At 68.7% G+C, this 19,393-nt stretch carries 17 protein-coding genes; 12 read left to right on the forward strand and 5 right to left on the reverse strand.

Annotated elements, in window-relative coordinates; genetic code table 11:
• Positions 1 to 2 precede the first annotated feature (2 nt).
• The 3 genes from EDC02_RS28580 to EDC02_RS28590 are packed head-to-tail and all read left to right on the forward strand — an operon-like array spanning position 3 to position 4,307.
• Complete coding sequence (locus EDC02_RS28580; protein ID WP_123605429.1) at positions 3 to 1,757, forward strand: phospho-sugar mutase; 1,755 nt, start codon at positions 3 to 5, stop codon at positions 1,755 to 1,757.
• A gap of 56 nt (positions 1,758 to 1,813) precedes the next feature.
• A complete protein-coding gene (locus EDC02_RS28585) occupies positions 1,814 to 3,787 on the forward strand; it encodes a hypothetical protein (RefSeq protein WP_123605430.1) in 1,974 nt (657 codons plus the stop codon).
• A gap of 28 nt (positions 3,788 to 3,815) precedes the next feature.
• On the forward strand, positions 3,816 to 4,307 hold the full coding sequence (locus EDC02_RS28590) for an 8-oxo-dGTP diphosphatase (RefSeq protein ID WP_123605431.1): 492 nt from the start codon (positions 3,816 to 3,818) through the stop codon (positions 4,305 to 4,307).
• 8 nt (positions 4,308 to 4,315) lie between these two features.
• On the opposite strand, the gene upp is transcribed toward EDC02_RS28590, so the two are convergent.
• A complete protein-coding gene (upp, locus tag EDC02_RS28595; RefSeq protein ID WP_123605432.1) occupies positions 4,316 to 4,948 on the reverse strand; it encodes a uracil phosphoribosyltransferase in 633 nt (210 codons plus the stop codon).
• Positions 4,929 to 6,230 carry a glycosyltransferase gene (locus EDC02_RS28600; RefSeq protein ID WP_158632342.1) on the reverse strand — a complete coding sequence of 434 codons (1,302 nt, stop codon included), beginning with the start codon at positions 6,228 to 6,230 and terminating at the stop codon, positions 4,929 to 4,931. Before EDC02_RS28600 ends, upp begins: the two co-directional genes overlap by 20 nt.
• A 125-nt stretch (positions 6,231 to 6,355) precedes the next feature.
• Between EDC02_RS28600 and deoC the strand changes: the two genes are divergently transcribed.
• From deoC to EDC02_RS28615, 3 genes are read left to right on the forward strand one after another with little or no spacing between them, the layout of a single operon-like run.
• The gene (deoC, locus tag EDC02_RS28605; protein WP_123605434.1) at positions 6,356 to 7,339 is read left to right on the forward strand and encodes a deoxyribose-phosphate aldolase; all 984 of its coding nucleotides are present in this window, start codon (positions 6,356 to 6,358) and stop codon (positions 7,337 to 7,339) included.
• Between the two features lie 5 nt (positions 7,340 to 7,344).
• The gene (locus EDC02_RS28610; protein ID WP_123605435.1) at positions 7,345 to 8,775 is read left to right on the forward strand and encodes an aldehyde dehydrogenase family protein; all 1,431 of its coding nucleotides are present in this window, start codon (positions 7,345 to 7,347) and stop codon (positions 8,773 to 8,775) included.
• Positions 8,768 to 9,610: an aldehyde dehydrogenase family protein gene (locus EDC02_RS28615; protein WP_123605436.1), complete on the forward strand. Its 843-nt coding sequence runs from the start codon at positions 8,768 to 8,770 to the stop codon at positions 9,608 to 9,610. Before EDC02_RS28610 ends, EDC02_RS28615 begins: the two co-directional genes overlap by 8 nt.
• Before the next feature lie 108 nt (positions 9,611 to 9,718).
• Here EDC02_RS28615 and EDC02_RS28620 read toward each other — a convergent pair whose 3' ends face one another.
• The 3 genes from EDC02_RS28620 to EDC02_RS28630 are packed head-to-tail and all read right to left on the reverse strand — an operon-like array spanning position 9,719 to position 13,050.
• A complete protein-coding gene (locus EDC02_RS28620; RefSeq protein WP_123605437.1) occupies positions 9,719 to 11,200 on the reverse strand; it encodes a peptide ligase PGM1-related protein in 1,482 nt (493 codons plus the stop codon).
• A 6-nt stretch (positions 11,201 to 11,206) separates the two neighbouring features.
• Positions 11,207 to 12,022, reverse strand: coding sequence for a hypothetical protein (locus EDC02_RS28625; RefSeq protein ID WP_148083668.1), 816 nt, complete (start codon positions 12,020 to 12,022; stop codon positions 11,207 to 11,209).
• Complete coding sequence (locus EDC02_RS28630; protein WP_199757949.1) at positions 12,019 to 13,050, reverse strand: DMT family transporter; 1,032 nt, start codon at positions 13,048 to 13,050, stop codon at positions 12,019 to 12,021. The genes EDC02_RS28625 and EDC02_RS28630 overlap by 4 nt, the downstream gene beginning before the upstream one ends.
• 424 nt (positions 13,051 to 13,474) lie before the next feature.
• Here EDC02_RS28630 and EDC02_RS28635 point away from each other — a divergent pair, with 424 nt between their 5' ends.
• The 6 genes from EDC02_RS28635 to EDC02_RS28660 all read left to right on the forward strand — a co-directional run bounded on the left by EDC02_RS28635 (position 13,475) and on the right by EDC02_RS28660 (position 19,392).
• Entirely contained in the window at positions 13,475 to 14,149 is a 675-nt protein-coding gene (locus EDC02_RS28635) for a GNAT family N-acyltransferase (protein WP_233606686.1), read from the forward strand.
• A 95-nt stretch (positions 14,150 to 14,244) separates the two neighbouring features.
• A complete protein-coding gene (locus tag EDC02_RS28640; RefSeq protein WP_148083669.1) occupies positions 14,245 to 15,825 on the forward strand; it encodes a tryptophan 7-halogenase in 1,581 nt (526 codons plus the stop codon).
• 9 nt (positions 15,826 to 15,834) lie between these two features.
• Complete coding sequence (locus EDC02_RS28645; protein ID WP_123605441.1) at positions 15,835 to 16,398, forward strand: carboxymuconolactone decarboxylase family protein; 564 nt, start codon at positions 15,835 to 15,837, stop codon at positions 16,396 to 16,398.
• A 10-nt stretch (positions 16,399 to 16,408) separates the two neighbouring features.
• On the forward strand, positions 16,409 to 17,122 hold the full coding sequence (locus EDC02_RS28650) for a hypothetical protein (RefSeq protein WP_123605442.1): 714 nt from the start codon (positions 16,409 to 16,411) through the stop codon (positions 17,120 to 17,122).
• 3 nt (positions 17,123 to 17,125) lie between these two features.
• Positions 17,126 to 17,782, forward strand: a complete 657-nt coding sequence (locus tag EDC02_RS28655) for an iron-containing redox enzyme family protein (protein WP_123605443.1) — start codon at positions 17,126 to 17,128, stop codon at positions 17,780 to 17,782.
• Entirely contained in the window at positions 17,779 to 19,392 is a 1,614-nt protein-coding gene (locus EDC02_RS28660) for an AMP-binding protein (protein WP_123605444.1), read from the forward strand. Before EDC02_RS28655 ends, EDC02_RS28660 begins: the two co-directional genes overlap by 4 nt.
• Position 19,393 lies beyond the last annotated feature (1 nt).

Here is a 19,393-nt window from a genome sequence, read left to right on the forward strand (position 1 = left end):
CGATGCCCATCGACCAGCCGGCGGCAGCCGGCGACCCGGCGACGTTGCCAGCGGCAGCCAGCGACTCGGCGGCGTTACCGGCGCGGGTGGCGGCCTGGCTCGGCGACGAGCCGGACCCGGCCGCCCGCGCCGAACTGCTGACCCTGCTGGACCAACTGCCGGGCAGCGCGGCCGAGCTGGCCGACCGGTTCGCCGGGCCGTTGACGTTCGGCACCGCCGGGCTACGCGGCCCGCTGCGGGCCGGCCCGAACGGCATGAACCTGCAGGTCGTCACCAGGGCCGCCGCCGGGCTGGTGAGCTGGTTGGCCGAGCAGGGCGGCACCGGACCGGTGGTGATCGGCTACGACGCCCGGCACGGGTCACGGGCCTTCGCGGTGCGCACCGCCGAGGTGGTCACCGGTGCGGGGCGGGACGCCTACCTGTTGCCCCGCCCGTTGCCCACCCCGGTGCTGGCGTACGCGGTCCGCGCCCTCGACGCGGTGGCGGCAGTGATGGTCACCGCCAGCCACAACCCGCCGCAGGACAACGGCTACAAGGTCTACCTCGGCGCTCAGCTCGGCGGACCGGCCGGTGCCGGCGCGCAGATCGCGCCGCCGGCCGACCAGCAGATCGAGACGGCGATCCGGGCGGTCGGCAAGCTCGTCGACGTGCCGCTCGGCGGCCCCGGCAAGACACTGGACGACGAGATCGTGGCCGGCTACCTGCGCACCGCCGTGGCGGTGGTGGACCGGGCGACCTCCCGGGCGCTGACCGTGGCGTACACGCCGCTGCACGGCGTCGGTGGGGCGGTGCTGCGGGAGGCGTTCGTCGGTGCCGGATTCCCGGCACCGCTGGTCGTCGCCGAGCAGGCCGAGCCGGATCCGCAGTTCCCGACCGTGGCGTTTCCCAACCCGGAGGAGCCGGGCGCGATGGACCGGGTCGTCGCGCTGGCCCGAGCACACGGAGCCGACCTGGCGATCGCCAACGACCCGGACGCCGACCGGTGCGCCGTCGCCGTACCGGCGCACGGTGACCCCGACGCCGGTGGCGACCCCGGCGCCGGGTGGCGGATGCTGCGCGGCGACGAGCTGGGTGTGCTGCTCGCCGACCACCTGATGCGCCAGGGCCGGCACGGCCGCTACGCCACCACCATCGTCTCGTCGTCGCTGCTCGGCGCGCTCTGCACGGCGCGCGGCGAGCCGTACGCCGAGACCCTCACCGGCTTCAAGTGGATCGTCCGGGCCGGCAGCGACCTCACCGACGGGACCGACGTGCCGCTGGTCTACGGCTACGAGGAGGCACTCGGCTACTGCGTGGCACCCGACCAGGTACGCGACAAGGACGGCATCACCGCCGCGCTGCTCACCGCCGAGCTGGCCGCCGAGCTCAAGGCGGCCGGTCGGGGCCTGGCCGACCGGCTCGACGAACTGGCCACCGAGTTCGGGGTGTACCAGACCGACCAGCTCGCCGTGCGGGTCGACGAGCTGAGCGAGATCGCCACCGCGATGGCGTACCTGCGGGCGAACCTGCCGACGACGCTGCTCGGCGAGCCGGTCACCGCGACGCAGGATCTGCTGCCCGACGCCGACGTGGTGATCCTGCGTACCGGCACCGCCCGGGTCGTGGTCCGTCCTTCCGGGACGGAGCCGAAGCTGAAGGCGTACCTGGAGGTGGTCCAGCCGGTACGCGACGGCGACCCGGCTGCGGCCCGCGAACGGGCCGATCGGGCGTTGGCACGGCTGCGTTCGGAGACATCGGCCGCCCTGAACATCAAATAATGTCCGTTTGACCCGTTAGGCGCGACCAATTCATATTGCTGCTCGTTTAGCAGGTTATGCTGGCTAGCCGCTGCTTCGCCTACCTGACCGCCGCGACGCACCGGCGGTACGCGCTGCTCCCCTTCCACCGGCAGACCGCCCTGTTCCGGCTGACCCGGCGGCCCGGCCAGGCCGCCCGATGCTGGCTGGCCAGACGGCTGCGACCGGCCCGACCGACCGCCGCCGGCCTCCCCCGCCGATGGTCCGTACTGGACGGGCGACCCGTCCTGGCCGTCGTCGACGACACGATCAGCCCGCTCAACGCCCACCGGCGCAACCTGCACCTCGTCACCGACGCACTGACCCGGGCCGGGGTGGACCACTTCGTCATCCCGGCCGCATCCGGGCTCCGCAGCCGGGTCGGGGTGCCGGCCGGCGAGCGTACCGCCGCGTTGCGGGCCCTCGGCGGTGTCGGCGGTCTAAGGGCGGCGGTCGCCGAGCGCCGGCACCGTCGGCTGCCGACCCGGCCACGCTGGCGGCTGCGCCGTGCCCCGACGATCCGCGTCTTCCAGGCGGTGACCAGCGTCGACGGTCAGCTCACGTACGGCGGGCAGGCCGCATGCGAGGTCGAGTTCTGGGCCGTCGACGGTGACCGGCTGCACGCGCCACGGAGCAACGACGTCACCGCCGTGGTCCCGGCCCGGTCGGCCCCGGTACGGCTGACCGAGGCTGAGGCCTGCGCCTTCGCGCCGGAGGACCGGATCGCCCGGCATGTGACCCGTACCTCGTTCACCCGTCGGCCGGCGACCTGGCCCGACTTCCCGGTCGACCTGGTCTGCTGCTGGACCGACCCGACCGACCCGCGGTGGCGGTCCCGCCGACAGCGGGCCATGGCCCGCGCCGCCGGGCCGGTGCCACCGGCCCGGCGCGCCGACCGGCACCGCCACCGCCGCGGTGACAGCGGTGCCAGCCCGGCGGGCCACGTTGGCGACGAATGGGTCGGCTGGGACGGCACCGAGGAGCTGCGCCACCTGCTCCGCTCGGTCCACCTGCACGCGCCCTGGATCCGGCAGATCTTCCTGATCACCGCAGACCAGGTGCCGGGCTGGCTCGACGTGGACGATCAACGGTTGACCGTGGTCGACCACCGCGACCTGCTCGGTGGCCACACCGTGCTGCCCACCTTCAACCCGTACGCCGTCGAATCCGCAGTGCACGAGATCGACGGCCTGGCCGAACGGTTCCTCTACCTGCCCGGCAACGTCTTTCTCGGCCGGCCGGTCGACCGGACCACCTTCTTCGAAGCCAACGGGATCCCGAAAGTGCTGCTCAGCCCGCCGCCCGGGCCGGTCCGGGGAGACGGCCAGCCGGCCGTCTCGGGAGACAACCCGGCGGTGGCCGCCGCGCGACGCGTCTTCGCCGACCAGTTCGACCGCCTCGTCGACCCGGGCACCCCGGTCGGCGTACCGCTACCGGTGCGCCGCTCCACACTGGCCGAAATCTGCACCAGCATTCCCGAGATGGTCGCCCGGATCCGCAGCCACCAGATCCGGCATCCGGACGACGTGTCACTGATCCGCTCGCTGCACCCGCACTGGTCGTACCTGCGGGGCACCGCGATCCCCGGGTCACTGCGCCGGCACCGCGTCGACCCGGCCGCCCCCGACGCCGCGCTGCGGCTGCACCGGCTGCTCGACCGGCGCGACGTGGACGCGTTCGGGCTGGACACCGAGCTCACCGACGCGGTCGACTCCGTCGCCCGCCGGCTGCGGGTCGAGTTCCTCAACCGCTACTTCCCGACCCCGTCACCGTACGAGGTCGACCCGGAGACCGCAGCGGCCCGCGCCCCGTTCACCGCGACCGAGCTGGCGCAGCGCCTGCTGCGCCCGCCGGTCGGCCGGTTCCCGGTCGGCCCGCAGCTACGGCTGGCCGCCGCGCCGCAACAGCAGACCCGCCACCGCGACACCGGGTATCCCGCACAGCCGGACCCGCTGGCGGCGGCCGACCCGGTCCCGGCCACCGAGGTGCTGGTGGGACACCGCTGCGGCTGACCGGCGACCGGGTACCTATGGTGACCAGGTGCAGGCGATCATCGCGACCCTCGGCTACGTACTCTCCCCCGACGGACGTCAGGTGCTGATGCTGCGCCGCGACACCCGGCCGGACGACATCCACTACGGCTACTACAACGGGCTGGGCGGCAAGCTGGAGCCGGACGAGGACGTCATCGCCGGCATGCGCCGGGAGATCCGGGAGGAGTCCGGGCTGGAGTGCGGGCGGGTCGAGCTGGCCGGGACCATCTCCTGGCCGGGTTTCGGTCGGCACAGCGAAAACTGGTTCGGATTCCTGTTCCGGGTGCCGACCTGGTCCGGCGAGCCCCGGCCGGACTGCCCGGAAGGCACCCTGGTCTGGACCGACCTGGCCGACGTCCTCGCCGGCCGGGTGCCGATGTGGCCCAGCGACCGGCACTTCCTGCCGCTGGTCTTCGCCGAGCAGCCAACCGTCTTCCACGGCGTGATGCCGTTCGTCGACGGCGTGGCGACCAGCTGGAGCTGGACCGCCGCCGGCTGAAGGTCCGGTCAGAAGCGCGGCATCCCGCCGAACTGGCGGTCACCGGCGTCACCGAGCCCCGGCACGATGAACATCTTCTCGTTGAGCCGTTCGTCGATCGACGCGGTCACCAGCCGCAACGGCAGGCCGGAGCGGTCCAACCGGTCGATGCCGGCCGGCGCGGCGAGCACGCACAGTACGGTGATCTCGGTGGCACCCCGGTCGGCGAGCAGCCGGCAGCAGTGCTCCAGCGAACCGCCGGTGGCCAGCATCGGGTCGAGCACCAGCACCGGGATGCCGGCCAGGTCGACCGGCAGCGACTCCAGGTAGGCCCGGGGCTGGTAGGTCTCCTCGTCGCGGGCCAGTCCGACGAAGCCCATCGACGACTCAGGCAGCAGCGCCAACGCCGAGTCGGCCATGCCGAGCCCGGCGCGCAGCACCGGCACCAGCAGCGGCGGGTTCGCCAGCCGGGCCCCGTCGGTCGGCGCCACCGGGGTGGTCACCGGAAAAGACTCCACCGGGAAGGATCGGGCCGCCTCGTACACCAGCATGGTGGTGAGTTCGTGCAGCGCGGCGCGGAACGCCGCCGAATCGGTCCGGGCGTCGCGCATCGCGGTCAGCCGGGACTGGGCGAGAGGGTGATCAACTACGAGTACGTCCACGGTCGTTGAACCTACTCGCCAGCCCGGCGGCCGACGCATACACCTCACGGATCGCCTCGGCGTAGCGGGCCGGGGTGTGTTCGGCGCAGCGGGCCGCCGCCATGGCGGCCTGCCGGCGGGCCGGGTCCGGGTCGAGCAGCAGCCGCAGCACCCCGCCGGCCAGCGCACCCGGCTGCGGATCGGTGCGCAGCGCGGCACCGGCGAGCGCGCCGTGCGCGTGCAACGCCCGGTCGACCAGTACCACCGGCACCCCGGCCAGGCCGGCTTCCTGCAGGACCAACGCCTGGGTGTCGGTCTGCGAGGCGAACGCGAACACCTCGGCGGCCCCGTACGCCGCAGCCACCACCTCCGGGCCCTGCTGGCCGGTGAGGGTGATCCGGGCAGCCACCCGAGGGTCGATGGAGCGCAGCAGCCCGGCCAGCCAGCGCGGCTCGTACAGGGCACCGACCAGCACCAGCCGGGCGGCCGGGCAGCCGGCCAGCACCCGCTCGAACGCGGCGATCAGCAGGTCGATGCCCTTCTCCCGGTTGATCCGACCCACATAGAGGACCACCCGGTCGCTGGGCGTGATGCCGTGGCCGTACCGGAAGGCGTTGACCTCGTCGGCGGTGGTGCGGCGGGCCGCGACCCCGGTCGGCACCAGGTGCACCCGGTCGGCGGGCACCGGCAGATGGATCCGGTCCAGCACCGCCCGGGTCGGCACCACCACCGCGTCGGCGCCGCCGAGCAGCAAGGTGTTGGTGGCGTCCATGGCGGCCCGGCGGCGGGCGACCGCGCCGCTGGCCATCGGCCGGTGGTCGCGGGCGTGGCCGGCCGGTGCCGCCGCCGGGCGGGGCACGCCGAGCCGGCGGGCGTACAGCCGGACGCCGGCGCTGAGCGCGCGGGCCGGCACCCGGTACGCGTCGGCGTACGCGTGCAGGTCGGTGTGGTAGGTCTGGACCAGCGGCAGACCGAGCCGGCGGGCGGTGAGTACGCCGAGCAGCCCGACCGGCCCGGGGGTGTGTACGTGCACCACCTCCGGGGCGTGGGCGGCGATCTCGGCGATGGTGCCGGTGGCGGCGGCGCCGCGCAGCAGCCACGGCGACAACCGCAGGTCGGCGACTCCGCAGGGCAGCGCGCGTAGCCGCAGCACGTCCGCCTCGGCCGGCTGGTCCGGATGCCGGGGCACCACGATCAGGCCGGGATGCCCGGCGGCGGCCGACGCCGCCGCGAGAGTCCGCAGCGAGGTGACCACCCCGTCGCGGCGGGGCAGGTACGTGTCGGTGAAGTGCACTGCTCGCACGTCAGGCACGGTGGGTCACCGGGGCCAACATGATGTAACGGTAGGCCAACAGCGCCGTTAAGTCTGCTCGTCCGATCGGACGACGGCCAAGATCGTGAACTCGCTGGCGACGTAGACTCGCGGGCATGACAGGACACGCGGGCAGGACAGCGGTGAGCACACCGGCACCCGCGCGCCACGATCTGGCCGAGGTGGGGCGGAGCGCGGCGACCCTGCGCGCCTTCCTGCACGGGCTGCCCGGCGTCGACCAGATCGGGGCGCAGCAGCGGGCCGCGATGCTCGGCACCCGGTCGGTCAAGACGACCGCCAAGGCGCGGGCGATCGACCTGGCGATCCGGATGGTCGACCTGACCACTCTCGAAGGTGCCGACACCCCCGGCAAGGTCCGCGCGTTGTGCGCCAAGGCCCGCCGCCCCGACCCGGCCGACCCGGACTGCCCGTCGGTTGCCGCCGTCTGCGTCTACCCGTCGATGGTGCCGACCGCCGCCGAGGCGCTCACCGGCTCCGGCGTGCACCTGGCCAGCGTGGCCACCGCCTTCCCGTCCGGGCAGGCGCCGCTGGAGGTGAAGCTGGCCGACACCCGGGCGGCGGTCGCCGCCGGCGCCGACGAGATCGACATGGTGATCAACCGGGGGGCGTTCCTCGCCGGCCGCTACGAGCAGGTGTACGCCGAGATCGTCGCGGTCAAGCAGGCCTGCGGCGACGCCCACCTCAAGGTCATCCTGGAGACCGGGGAGCTGGCCACCTACGACAACGTGCGCCGCGCCTCCTGGCTGGCGATGCTGGCCGGCGGTGACTTCATCAAGACATCCACCGGCAAGGTGCCGGTCGCGGCGACGCTGCCCGTCACGTTGATCATGCTGGAGGCGGTCCGGGACTTCCACGCCGCCACCGGGCGGCGGATCGGCGTCAAACCGGCCGGCGGCATCCGTACCACCAAGGACGCGATCAAGTACCTGGTGCTGGTCAACGAGACCGCCGGCGACGATTGGCTCACCCCCGACCTGTTCCGGTTCGGCGCCTCCACCCTGCTCAACGACCTGCTGATGCAGCGGTCGAAGCTGCACACCGGGGTCTACTCCGGTCCCGACTACGTCACCCTGGACTGATCAGCGTGTTCGACTACGCACCGGCACCCGAGTCCCGCTCGGTCGTCACCATCCGCGACTCGTACGGTCTGTTCATCGACGGCGAGTTCATCGACCCGGCCGACGGCAGCGCGAGGAAGACCGTCAACCCGGCCACCGAGGAGGTGCTCGCCGAGGTCGCCGAGGCCGGCCCCGGCGACGTGGACCGGGCGGTGGCCGCCGCGCGGGCCGCGTACCAGCGGGTCTGGGGTCCGATGCCCGGCCGCGACCGGGCCAAGTACCTGTTCCGGATCGCCCGGATCCTCGCCGAACGCAGCCGCGAGCTCGCCGTGCTCGAATCACTCGACAACGGAAAACCGATCCGCGAGTCCCGCGACGTCGACCTGCCGCTGGCCGCCGCGCACTTCTTCTACTACGCCGGCTGGGCCGACAAGCTGCCGTACGCCGGTTTCGGCCACGATCCGCGCCCGCTCGGCGTCGCCGGGCAGGTCATCCCGTGGAACTTCCCGCTGCTGATGCTGGCCTGGAAGATCGCCCCGGCGCTGGCGGCCGGCAACACGGTGGTACTCAAACCGGCCGAGACGACCCCGCTGACCGCGCTGCTGTTCGCCGAGATCTGCCAGCAGGCCGACCTGCCGCCCGGCGTGGTCAACATCGTCACCGGGGCCGGCGCCACCGGGCAGGCCGTCGTCGGCCACCCGGGCGTCGACAAGGTCGCCTTCACCGGCTCCACCGAGGTCGGCCGGCAGATCGCCCGTACGGTCGCCGGCAGCGGCAAGAAACTCACTCTGGAGCTGGGTGGCAAGGCCGCCAACATCGTCTTCGACGACGCCCCGATCGACCAGGCCGTCGAAGGCATCGTCGACGGCATCTTCTTCAACCAGGGCCACGTCTGCTGCGCCGGGTCCCGGCTGCTGGTCCAGGAGTCGATCGCCGAACCGCTGCTGGGGTCGTTGAAGCGGCGGATGGCCCGGCTGCGCGTCGGTGACCCGCTGGACAAGAACACCGACGTCGGGGCGATCAACTCGGCCGCCCAACTGGACCGGATCCGTACCCTGGCCGCCGCCGGCACGGATGAGGGCGCACAGGTCTGGTCGCCGCCGTGCGACCTGCCGCAGCAGGGCTTCTGGTTCGCGCCGACCCTGTTCACCGGGGTCAGCCAGGCGCACCGGATCGCCCGCGAGGAGATCTTCGGCCCGGTGCTGTCCGTGCTGACCTTCCGCACCCCGGACGAGGCCATCGCCAAGGCCAACAACACGCCGTACGGGCTGTCCGCCGGCATCTGGTCGGAGAAGGGTTCCCGAATCCTGTGGGCCGCCGACCGGCTGCGCGCCGGGGTGGTGTGGGCGAACACGTTCAACAAGTTCGACCCGACGTCGCCGTTCGGCGGCTACCAGGAGTCGGGCTACGGCCGTGAGGGCGGCCGGCACGGGCTGGAGGCGTACCTCGATGTCTGACAGTGGCGGCGTCTCCACCCGGGTGGCGGTGCGCAAGACGTACAAGCTGTTCATCGGCGGGAAGTTCCCGCGCAGCGAGTCGGGACGGACGTACCAGGTGCAGGACTCCAACGTGGCGCTCGCCTCCCGCAAGGACCTCCGCGACGCCGTCGTCGCCGCCCGGTCGGCGGTGAAAGGCTGGTCGGGCGCGACCGCGTACAACCGGGGTCAGATCCTCTACCGGGTCGCCGAGATGCTGGAAGGCCGGCGCGAGCAGTTCGTCGCGCTCGGCGAGCCGGCCGGCGAGGTCGACGCGGCGATCGACCGCTGGGTCTGGTACGCCGGCTGGTCCGACAAGCTCCCCCAGGTGTACGGCGGCGTCAACCCGGTCGCCGGCCCGTACTTCAACCTGTCGACGCCGGAGCCGACCGGAGTGGTCGGGGTCGTCGCGCCGGCCGAGCCGTCGCTGCTCGGCCTGGTCAGCGTCGTCGCCCCGGTGATCGTCAGCGGCAACACGGCGGTGGTGCTGGCGTCGCCGACCCGCCCGTTGGCGGCGGTCACCCTGGCCGAGGTGCTGGCCACCAGCGATCTGCCCGGCGGGGTGGTCAACGTGCTGACCGGTGCGCTCGCCGAGACCGCGCCGTGGCTGGCGTCGCATCTGGACGTCGACGCGCTGGACCTGACCGGGGTAGCCGACCCGCAGTTGGCGGTCGAGTTGGAGCAGGCCGCCGCCGGCAACCTCAAACGGGTGCTGCGCCCGGCCGTCGGGTCGGTCGACTGGTCCGCCGATCCGGGCACCCGGCGGATGACCACCTTCCTGGAGACCAAGACCGTCTGGCACCCGAAGGGCAGCTGACCGGATCGGCCGTCAGCCGATGTGCGATCGGATGCGCGCCATCGGACCGCTCCCCGGCGTGTCGAGTCGATGGGACGCAGTGGATCACTGGCATTCTCACCCAGCCGCTCAGATCGCGGTCAGGACGCTGACCGTACGGTCGAAAAGCTGTTCGGCCTCCTGGGGAGTGCTGCCGATCGCAAGCACACCCAGCTTGGAGAACTCCCGGACGGTACCGAGGGCGTAGAGCAGAACGCCGGTGCATCGCTGGTGGTCGAAGCGCAACCCAGCCTTGGTGACCGCATCGATCGCCTGCTGCGGGGACAGACCGGAGAGTCTCGGCAGGTGCAGGCGGTCCGCCGCCCGATAGCAGCGCTCCTCGCCGTCGCGCGTCAGGTAGCTGCCGGTGGCATGATCGTAGCGCCCCTGCACCAGCCCGTGCATGAACATGAAGGGCGCGTTCGCGCCACCCATGCGCAGGTTGCATTCCAGTGCGAAGGAGGCGGTGTCCGGATTGTCCGCGTCGACGATGAAGTCGATGCTGACCGGCCCGACGACACCGATCGCAGCGAGTTCGCGCCCGGTCCGCTGGGCAAGTTCCCCGATTTGCCGCCGGTACATGCCGTTCGCTGGGAACGTACATCCGACGAAGGTCTGTCCAGTCGGCCCGGCGAGGATCTGGTCATGCGTGGAGATGGTCCGCACGACGCCGTCCGGTCGCAGCTCGAGCTGGACGGACGGGGAGCGGGTCCCGGCAGCGTCGACGTACACCTCGACGACTCCCCCGGATGCGCCAAGCTTCTCTCTGAAGCTCGTCCAAGTCTCGGTGGGAGGGATCCGCAACCTCGACAAGAGGTTGGCCCGCACCCAGGTCCGAAGGCCGGCAGACGGCGCCCCGCGATAGGAAAACAACGCGTTACCGGCACCGGCGAAGCTGTCATTGAGCTTGACCACGGCACCGCACAGAGCCGGATGCGCCGACCTGAGTGCTACGAGGGCATCGACGACGTCGGTCTCGCTGCGGAGGTCCTCGAAGCCGTCCGGGATCGGCACCCCGGCACAGCGCATCAACTTCCGGGCGCCGCTTTTCAACCCGAGCTGACTCAGCCGGGGGTCACAGGCGAACAAGGGGATCCCCAGACGCGACGCAAGCTCCTGTTCTACGGTGGTACTCGTGTAAGTAACGAGATAGGCGTCCGCCGGGTCGGCGATGGCCTGCCTGATGCCGGCCACCAGTGCCGGGCGTTGCAGGATCTTGTCCGCCAGTGGCACCGGCGAGCTGTCCGCGCAGTCAAGCAGCGTCAGCCGCCGGTACGCCTCGGACGCATCCAGCGACGGCAGGATGCCTATTACGTAGTCGACGACTGCCGGCTCGATCGCCTGACTGCTGACGTACACCAGCCGAGCCCGCCGCGCGCGCAGGACTTGCACCAGGTACAGCAGGCGTTGTTCGAAGTGCACCGCCCCGGGGATCTTTTCAAGCTCCTCGGGCCGCAGGGTGATGCTGGGGACCCCGACAACGGTCAGGTCCTCAACGTCCGGATCGCGGTCAAGCAGGGATGCCAGTCGACGCTGGGCGCCTTGTGATCCGCCCTCGTCCCACGTGTTCATGGGTGGTCAGCCCCAGGTGATTGCGCGGTCCAGTGCCTCGCCGTGGAAGCCAGCGAAGAACCCCACGGTGAGCCGGTCATCGCCGGTGACCTCAAGGATCTCGTGATAGTAGGTGGGATTGATCAGGTAGACGTCCTTGGCCTGTGGCTTGAACTCGTGAGCCGGCACGCCGGCTACGACCCCGTACTCGTATCCGAGACCTCCGGGAATCTTGAAGCGCTCGTCCGCCTGCTCCCATTGCTTGGCGTAGATTTTCAACTCGCCGCCGGAGACACACTCCTGCAGACAGATGACGCAGCTCAGTTGGTACGTGAGATCGGACACCACCAAGCCAAGACCGGCCGCGTCGCGCATGATCTTGTCGTTGTGCATCGGGTTCGCGACGCCGTCAGGGTGGATTCGCACTACCGTACCGGCGTAGCGGCGGCCGTCGGGCTCGGCCGCGACGGTCATCTCCTGCAGGCCCAACGCGTCGGCCATGGCGGCGCGGACATCGTCTGCGATCGTAAAGGAGGTGTCGGCAGCAAGGGCGTTCATCTCCCGCGCTGCGGTGAAGTAGTCATCGACGTCGGTGAGGTGCTTGGCCACGTACGAGCCGATGGTGGTGAGCTTGCCGTTCGTGTAGTAGGTGGTCGCCGCGCGGTCGTACAGGCTCATCGCGCGTTCGCGCTGCTGCTCGAACAGCTCGTCGGGCAGTAACCCGCGCAGGACCAACACCGCGATGTCACCGTCGATCAGCTGACGGAGCAGGCCGTTGTCAATCGAATCGACGCCGATCTGGCGAACGACGCGGTCCCACGAGGCTGTTTGGGTCGACATCACGTGATCCTCTCCGTGTCTGGGCCGGGATGGGAGGCGACGGCCTCGGCCCCGGTGACGCCGCTGGGCGCCGACGCTGTGGGGTCAGGCCGAGGCGTTGTCGATTCGGTACGGCGGGGTGGCCGGGTCAGCTGCACGCCAGCCAGCACGAGTGCCGTCCCCACTATGGCGTTCCAGCTCAGCGGCTCAGACAACAGGACGATGCCGATGCCGATCGACCACAGCGGGATGACATAGGTGACGGTGGAGGCCATGGTCGGCCCGACCGTGGAGATCACTCGAAGATTCAGCACGTACGCGATCCCGGTGCCGGCCGCGCCGAGAGCGATCAGGCTCACCGCCGGTCCCCAACCGGGCCAAACAGGTACTCCGTCGATCGCCGGGGCGACGACTGACAATCCCGCCGTGGCGCAGGTGAGCTGGGCAGCGCACAACGCCGTGGCCGACTCGCGGCCGGTAGTGAAGAAGCGCCGCGTGTAGGCGAAGCCAGCTCCGATGAAGAACGTCGATGCCAGGCAGGCCATGCTCCCGACCAGAGTTGCGCTGCCAAGTCCACCCCAAATCCCGAGCACGACCAGCACGCCACCGAATCCGAGGAGCAGGCCCATGAGACGACGTCGGGTCAGCCGCTCGTGCGGCACAAACAGCGGGATGAACAGCAGTGTCATCAACGGGACGGTAGCGTTCAATATTCCGGCGATAATCGAGCTCACCTGAGTCTCGCCGTAGGCCAGGAAGGTGAATGGCAGCATGTTGAGCAGCACCGCCACGATGACGGCGTGGCCCCAGGTACGCGGAGCCGACGGGAGCTTCACACGCCGGACGACGCAGATACCGACCAGCGCTAGCATCCCAAAGAAGCAGCGGGCCAACGCCACCCAGACGGGAGGCACCCCGGCGTCCACAGCCACCTTGATAAGAGCAAAGCTCGACCCCCAGATGAGGGACAGTACCAAAAAATCAGGAAGCCAGGTGGCACCGCTACCCCACTGCCCCATCGACGCCACAGCAGCTTTTCGCGAAATTCCCATACTTTTCTTGTCTCTTCGCTCCGAGAGGAACCGCACCCCCGCAACTCAACCCGATCGCAGGGCGAACTCGATACAGACCACATGATGGAGGACATCCGGGCAAGCTGTCCAACAACCGCACCGCATTCACATATGAGTCACGCTCATGCCGCCGACTCCGCGCCCCGCCCCGTAGCGGGCGGTCATAGGTGTGCGTCGCCACGGTTGTGAGACTACGCAATAAGCAGCTACGCTCCCAAACCACGACCAATCAGACAGCAGCCCGATGCCTACCGCCGTTCGAGAGCTGCCATGATGATCCCAAAGACAGAAAAGAGATCAACTATTGATTGATCCAGATCGGTCAATCACATCGCATCCAACCATTGACACCTCTGAGCCATGCCGTTTAGCATCGACGAACACGATGGGTCCTGGGGTGATCATGAATTGGCGCTTTGATCCTGTCCAGAAGATCAGATCCAACGAGGCTGCCATCTACCTGGCCAGCTCCCTGTCCGACTTACATGAGGTCGATCGACTGTGGCGCGAAGTGTACGGGCGCGAACTCGGCTGGCTTCATGCAGACAAAGGCACGCTTTATGGTGATCGGTACCATCCGCATTCGGTCTATCTGCTCGCAACAGTTGGCGGCAGCGTCGTCGGGACGATGCGCCTGGTCCGCGATGCACAACAAGGTCTTCCCGTGGAACAGTTCGTCCCGATCGACAAGATCCGCGCAGAGCCAGGCCGCCGCCTAGTCGAATGTCAGCGACTGATGATCCTTGAGGCGTACCGCAACCAGAGGCTGTCCAGGATGCCCTTCGGGATCCTTGCCGCACTCGTCAAGGGCTGTCTGCACTGGTGCATCCAGAACGACGTCAGTCATGTGGTCGCCGACCTCTTCACTGGGACACAGACCACTCCCCTGTCACCACTACTGGCGCTCGGGTTCACTGAGACCGGCCTCGAGTTCATCGACACCCAGTTGAACGAGCCCGATCGCAGCATCGCACTGCTACTCCACATCGGCGAACTCTTCTCCAGGTCGTTCCGTAGCGACAGCGCCTTCTACAGATACCTCATGGCACCCGACGACGCCATCGACGTATACACCTGACAGGTCCACGCACGAGACGATGCAAGAAACAGATCTCGTCCGCCTTCCCGAAGGGATGAATCGTGTCCTCGAAATCGGAATCGTACGATATCGTCGTGATCGGCGGTGGCCCTGGCGGCGCCATGGCGGGAACGCTGCTCGCTGACGCCGGCAAGCAGGTCATCCTTCTCGAGGCGGCGAAGTTCCCCCGGTACCACATCGGCGAGTCGCTCTTGTCCGGCACCGCAGATCTTCTGCAGCGTATCGGCGTACTCAACCGGCTGGAAGACGAGGGATACATCAAGAAACACGGCGTCCAGTGGATCTGGGGTGAGAGCCGCGAACCCTGGACGGTGTACTTCAAGGACGCCCTGGCTATGCCCTACGACTACGGCTACCAGGTCGAACGGGACGCCTTCGACAAGATGCTGCTGGACAACGCCCGGGAGCACGGGGTCGACGTCCGCGAGCAGCACCGGGTGACCGACTTCGCGCTCGACGACGCCGGAGCTCTCGTCACCTACCGCGATGCCGCGGGAGCCACCGCGACGGTACGGGCCCGCTGGATCGTGGATGCATCCGGCCAGGGCGGCACCGTCACCAAGCGGCTACATCAGCAGCAGTGGGACCCGTACCTGAAGAACCTCGCCGTGTGGAGCTACTGGCGAGGCGCCGAGCGACCGCCGGGCCTCGACGCCGGCAACACCTTCCTACCGGCCTTCGACGACGGCTGGTGGTGGTTCATTCCGCTGCGGGACGACATCACCAGCGTCGGTGCCGTCGTCGACAGCGAGGTACTGCACCGGCATCGGGAAGCGGGAATGACGGCGTACTACGCCGACTGCCTGGCCCGAACCCCGGAACTGGCCGAGCGGCTCCGGGACGCCGAAATGGTCGATGAGGTACGGGTCGCCCGCGACTGGTCCTACAGCTACGACCGGTTCGCCGGGGAAGGCTACATCGCCGTCGGGGACGCCGCCTGCTTCATCGATCCGCTGTTCTCGACCGGGGTGCACCTCGCCATGCTCAGCGGCTTCCTGGCCGCTGCCACCGTCAACACCGTGCTGGACAAACGAGAACTGGACCGCAGTCGAGTTCTCGACTTCTACGAGACCGCCTATCGCAAGGAGTTCGCTCGCCTTCGAGCCCAGGTGTACTTTCTCTACGGCGGGCATGGTGCCGACAAGGACTCGTACTTCTGGCACGCCCGCAGTCAGTTCGACGTCCCGGGAATCGCGCCAGAAAAGGCATTCATCTCGCTGATCGCCGGCGCGTTCCAGCACCGATCCTGGTACAGCCGCTATCTACGCCACCTCGACGTGCCGAACGAACTGCGTAGCACTATCGAGCAGATCTTCGACGGCAAGTCGACCGGCTTGGGTGTCGACCCTCAGCAACCGCTGTTCCGCTCGCGGACGTACTCGATCACCGAGGAACTCGCTGTCGATGGCGCGTACCTGCGACTAGCCCAGTCTGTGCAGTCCCGCGACGGTATCTCGCTACCACTGACCGAACCGTTGGAGTCGTTGCTTGCGATGGCCGACGGGGCCACCAGCATCCAGCTTGTCGATCGGCTCGTCGAACACGGACAGAGCCGGGACATGGCCCACAGCATGGTACATGAGGCGGTGAGCTACGGCTTTTTGGTTCCGCACTCCGACGACTCACTGGAATCGACCGGCACCCTCAACAGCTAGGAGCCCAGCATGGCGATGGTCCAGTTGCTTGACGAGCAGTCCGTACCGCCGGAAATCGCTCGGCTTTTCACAAGCGTCGAGCAGGAGTACGGCTTCGTACCCAACATTCTGCGCGCGATGGCGAACTGCCCCGACCTCCTCGCGGTGTTCGTGCCGCTGTGGGCTCAGGTCTACCGATCACCGACGATCGGCACGCGACTGCGGGCACTCGCGGCGCTCGGCACCGCGAAGGCCCAGGACTGCACCTACTGCGTCGCCCACATGACACGGTCCGCCCGTCAGGCAGGGCTCGTCGACGCCGAGCTCGTGGCGATCGGCGACGCGGCCGAAGAACGCTCTGTCTTTGATGCGCGGGAGGCGTTGATTCTTGAGGCCGCTGACGCCCTCACCCGGGACCCGGACGGGGTGACCAGTGATCTGCGGGCGAGGCTGGCCGCAGAGTTCACCGACGACGAAATCGTCAACATCGTGCTCGCCATCGGCATGTACAACCTGACGAGCCGATTCTTGAAAGCCCTCGCAATCGACGTAGAGACGATCTTCAGCGAGGTCGGCGCGGCACGGTCCGGATGAAGGAGGCGTAATGACAACCCCATCCACGGCAACCAATCAGCAAGCGTCCCTCAAGCAGGAAATCATCGACACCTACGGCCGCGAGGCCTGGGACTTGATCCTCACCGTCTATGTCAACTTTTACTACTCAGAGCTTGAGATCATCGATCTTTGCGCCCGTTGGTTGCCGCGGCGCACCAGCTTGAAGGAGAAGAACTATCTGATCCGACACGCCGCCGACGAGGTAGTGCATGCGCGCTTGTTCCGGGAGGGCGTGGAGCGGCTTGGCCAACAGTGGCGCAGCTTCGATCACGAGCCGTACCGAATCGACGATATTGGCGATCGTTTCGCGAAACTGTTCTACAGTGACGACGAGGTAGAGGTGCTGATTGGACTCAACCTCTACGCCGAGGGCGTACTGGCGATGGAGGAGCTGTACCAGCTCGGACGGAGCCGATCCCGATACTTCTACGAGTTTGAGCGGATCGAACGGGAGGAGCGGCGACACGTCGCGTTCGGCATCACCGTGGCCAACCGCGTACTCGAGGAGAACGCTGAGGCGCGCAAGCGCGCGGTGGAACACTGCAAGTGGTATCGCGAACACCTTGAAGACTATCTCGGTGGGCAACTCAAGGAGTCCATCGGATGGGCCATGGAGGTCGGGTTCGTCTCCAACGACTACGTGGAACGCACGCGTCAGCGGTTCACCGACGTCATGTCCAAGATCGGAATTGAGGAGAACTGAACCATGTCCGGAAGCCTCTATGAGAAGGCACTCATCGAGACGGAGCCGGTCCTACAGACCGCCGTCCTGGAACACCCGTTCATCGAGCTGATCCTCAACGACGGTCTCACCGAACCCGTGTACGCCGCCTACCTCCGAGAGACATACCACCTGGTACAGCAGACGCCGTACTTCCTGTCGGCCGCCGCGTCGCGCAGCGCGGAGGGCTGGCTGCAGGACTGGTTCCTCAACCTGGCCATCGAGGAACGGCACCACGACCGCCTCTGCGTCCAGGACCTGCGCCGACTCGGCTACGACACCGACAGTTACCTCTCCGGCCTGCCGGGTCTGGGCACCTGGACCATGGTCGGGCAGAACCACTGGCTGGTGACAATGAAGGATCCGGCGGCCATCATCGGGTTCGCTGCCGCCACGGAAGGTCTCGGATCCACCCTCGGCCCCAAGGTCGCCGAAGCGATGGTTCGCTATCCATTCGCCGTACCCGCGCTGAACTTCCTCAAGGTGCACGCCGAAGAGGACCAGGAGCACATCGCGCTGGTACGCAAGGCGTTCGACCGGGCCGCCCACACACAGAGCCGGTACGACCTGATGGTGGCCACGTGGAGTTACACGCTGCGCGCGTACGGGCAGTTGTTCACCGACGCGATGCGGCCGGCATGAGTGCGGACATCGTGTCGGCGACGTGCCCGTTGCCGGCCATCGTCGACGCGATGGCCGGCAACACCTCCAGCATCCTGCGGTTCCGCCGCCGCGGCGTCCCTACCTCGGTCAGCTACGACCGCTGCTGGTTCGACGTGCATCTGCTCGCGACGGCGCTGTCCAGCCGTGGAATCGGCACCGGCACGAGGGTCGCGATCCACGGCGCGACCAGCTACGAGTGGGTACTAGCCGACCTCGCCTGTGTGCGGACTGGCGCGGTTTCGGTGGCGTTGTACGCCAGCGCACCGCCGCAGCGGGTACTCGACGCGGCGATGGAGAGCCGGTGCCGGCTGATCTTCACCGATCGGGCGGACGCCGTACCGCTGTTCCGGGCGGCCGGCCTCGACGTGCTGTTTCTCGACTCCGAGCAGGAGTCACCGGAGGGCACCGTCGGAGTGTCGACACTGCTGGACAAGATCGGTGACACAGGTCGTCGATCGGCCGCACCCCGACACGGGCCGTTCACGATCGTGTCGACCAGCGGGACGCTGGCGGAACCGAAACTCTTCGCGGTCGCGGCGGCCTCGCTAATGTTCACGATGGACCGCTTCGCCGAGATCTACGGCATCAGTGGACGCGACCGGCTCCTGCTCTACCTGCCACTGTCACACCTGCCGCAACGAATGATGCTCTACTGGGGTCTCGGCGCGGAGATGGACTTCGTCCTGTCCGACCCGGCCCACATCGTGGCCGACGGCGCCCATCAGCCTACGCTGCATGTGACCGTGCCGCGGGTCCTGGAATACTTGCACCGCCGGGTGGTCAACGCCGTGCAGCGGGCCGGCGCTGACAGTCCCGGGGCCCGGGCCGACGCCTACCGACAGGCGTTCGGTCCGGCGATTCGGTCGATCTTCGTCGGCAGCGCACCCACCGATCCGGCGCTTATGGCCGAGTTGCTCGCCGCCGGGCTACCGGTCTTCGAGGTGTACGGCACCACCGAGCTGGGGATGATCGGCCTCAACACCCCGACCCACCGCAGGCCGGGTACGGTCGGCCGACCGATCCCCTGGGGCCAGGTCCGCCTCGATCCGGACACCCGGGAGATCCAGGTTCGCACCCCTACCCCGTTCCTCTACGGCCGGCTCGTCGACGGTTATGTCGAGCCGCACCAGTGGGCGCCGGAGCGTTTCGAGCCGACCGCAGACGTCGGTGAGTACGACGACGGCTATCTCGTCGTCCGTGGCCGGCTGCGTGACTTCCTGGTGTTGAGCAGCGGCGAGAAGGTCTTCGCCCGGCCTATCGAGACCGCCGTCGAGCGGGAGTGCGGCGCCGGGATGTCCCAGCTGGTCAAGCTGGCCGACGGCCGCCTGGGCGTGCTGCTGTTCTTCGCCGATGGGGGCGACGTCGACGAAGCCGACCTCGTCGACCGACTACAGCGGGTCAGCCGGTCGCTGCATCCATGGGAACGGCCGAAGGCGTACGCGATCATCGGCAGGATGCCGACCGTGGAGGAAGGCTGCCTTACCGAAACAACCAAACCACGCCGCCATGCCATCGAGGGCGTTCATGGCCGGACAGCGCGCTGGCTGCCCCTCGGCAGTCGGAAGGCGGCACCCATTGGAACGGAGTGAG

It is taken from the genome of Micromonospora sp. Llam0 (genome assembly GCF_003751085.1).
GTDB lineage: Bacteria > Actinomycetota > Actinomycetes > Mycobacteriales > Micromonosporaceae > Micromonospora_E.

Excerpts from the sequence above, each read along its gene's own strand:
- EDC02_RS28580 (WP_123605429.1), top strand. The coding sequence starts at position 3 with ATGCCCATCGACCAGCCGGCGGCAGCCGGCGACCCGGCGACGTTGCCA.
- EDC02_RS28585 (WP_123605430.1), top strand. The coding sequence starts at position 1,814 with ATGCTGGCTAGCCGCTGCTTCGCCTACCTGACCGCCGCGACGCACCGG.
- deoC (WP_123605434.1), top strand. The coding sequence starts at position 6,356 with ATGACAGGACACGCGGGCAGGACAGCGGTGAGCACACCGGCACCCGCG.
- EDC02_RS28615 (WP_123605436.1), top strand. The coding sequence starts at position 8,768 with ATGTCTGACAGTGGCGGCGTCTCCACCCGGGTGGCGGTGCGCAAGACG.
- EDC02_RS28620 (WP_123605437.1), bottom strand. The coding sequence starts at position 11,200 with ATGAACACGTGGGACGAGGGCGGATCACAAGGCGCCCAGCGTCGACTG.
- EDC02_RS28630 (WP_199757949.1), bottom strand. The coding sequence starts at position 13,050 with ATGGGAATTTCGCGAAAAGCTGCTGTGGCGTCGATGGGGCAGTGGGGT.
- EDC02_RS28635 (WP_233606686.1), top strand. The coding sequence starts at position 13,475 with ATGAATTGGCGCTTTGATCCTGTCCAGAAGATCAGATCCAACGAGGCT.
- EDC02_RS28645 (WP_123605441.1), top strand. The coding sequence starts at position 15,835 with ATGGCGATGGTCCAGTTGCTTGACGAGCAGTCCGTACCGCCGGAAATC.
- EDC02_RS28650 (WP_123605442.1), top strand. The coding sequence starts at position 16,409 with ATGACAACCCCATCCACGGCAACCAATCAGCAAGCGTCCCTCAAGCAG.
- EDC02_RS28655 (WP_123605443.1), top strand. The coding sequence starts at position 17,126 with ATGTCCGGAAGCCTCTATGAGAAGGCACTCATCGAGACGGAGCCGGTC.
- EDC02_RS28660 (WP_123605444.1), top strand. The coding sequence starts at position 17,779 with ATGAGTGCGGACATCGTGTCGGCGACGTGCCCGTTGCCGGCCATCGTC.